This is a genomic window from Sulfurospirillum tamanense, assembly GCF_016937535.1.
Taxonomy (GTDB): Bacteria; Campylobacterota; Campylobacteria; order Campylobacterales; family Campylobacteraceae; genus Sulfurospirillum_B; species Sulfurospirillum_B tamanense.
Map to the genome: position 1 here is coordinate 1 of NZ_JAFHKK010000057.1, position 1,411 is coordinate 1,411.

Genomic DNA, 1,411 nt, shown 5'->3' on the forward strand with positions numbered 1-1,411 from the left:
ACAAAAAGAGCTTGAGCGCATAGACAGACAGAGCGCACAGGTGCAAAAAGAGTATGGAGAGAAAAAACGTGCCTTGTGGGAAAAGTACGACAAAGAAGAACGCAAGCTCATTGACCAGTACGAACCAAAGCTCAAGGAGCTACGAGAAAAGAGACGTGTGGTTGAGAGAAGTGCGTTAGAGGCACAAGGCAAGGAAATACCCGATAGGCTCATGAGTGCGGAAGAGAATAGGGAATGGATTGAGAATAGAGCGAGAGAGAGCGAGAGAAAGAGCAATCAAAGTGATAGCCTTGGCTCCCGCCTTAAACTTTTCTAATATCTTTCCAATTCTTCTTTGATGTTTTTTAGACATGTTTAAAATATTTTAAATAAGTGAAATCCTTTTAAGCTTTCTCCCTTTTGGAACAAAGCTTAAACACACAAACCCCACAAACTCAGTACTTTAAGGTTTGGACATTTTTCCCAAACCTTAAAGTACTTTCACAAATCCCCACCCCATCGGTATTTCAAACACTTTGTTTTGAAAATCACACTTTTCATTTTTAATCCAATGCAAATCTTCAAAAAGTTAAAATTAGAAACTCCAAAGGAGTAGATGAACAATGAAGCTCAAACTGCTATTTGAGTATTTTTTGTTAAGGTTCTTTGATGGAATGAAATGTGGCTCTATCTCTTACAAGGTTAGCGGATCTAAATAACTCGTTCAAGTTTCACTTTTGACTTGCTCTAGGTATGTGGTTACGAGAGATAGGAGAAGCAATATGTGGAAACGCATTGAAATGTTAGTCACATTAATTTCAATCATTGTCACTGTGTACACCATCTACTAGATAGTGTACACAGAAAGAAAAAAACCTGTTAAACGAAGATGGATAGGTGCGAGGGAGAAGTTAGCAGACTTCGCCAAACCTGAGTCGATTCATCTTCTTCACTGCGCATATACTACCACAAAAACAATACAATATTTATAAAACCTAGCTTAAAAAAGGGAGGAAGAAATTAGGAGGTCAATTACTGACCCCAAAAAATCACATTGTAAAACACAATGAAAATCAACGCAATCTTTACCAATCTCCAAAACACACCAGTGATAAATCCCCAAACAAATACACTTACATTTAAAAGAAAATTAAGCACATACCAAAACAAGCTCACTCCCATTCTCTTCAAAAATTGCATGTCATCCTCCTTTATTTTCTTATTCTTTATTATACCTAAATAAAATAAATACAATATTAATTCAATATCTTTTAAATGCTTTTTAGATAATTATTTAATGTTTTTTAGCCTAAAATCCCTTTACTTTTGAAACGTAAAATAGTACAATAATTTATAAATAAATTAAAAAGGATTAGCAATGAAAGCATTTCACGCTCCACGCTTTAGAACAAGGCGGCCACTGGAGGAAGAT

General features: G+C 35.4%; 1 protein-coding gene. It reads left to right on the forward strand.

All coding sequences use genetic code 11. The features are described from left to right. A partial coding sequence (locus JWV37_RS12580) for a hypothetical protein (RefSeq protein ID WP_205460229.1) occupies positions 1 to 316 on the forward strand: 316 nt, incomplete at its 5' end. Positions 317 to 1,411 lie beyond the last annotated feature (1,095 nt).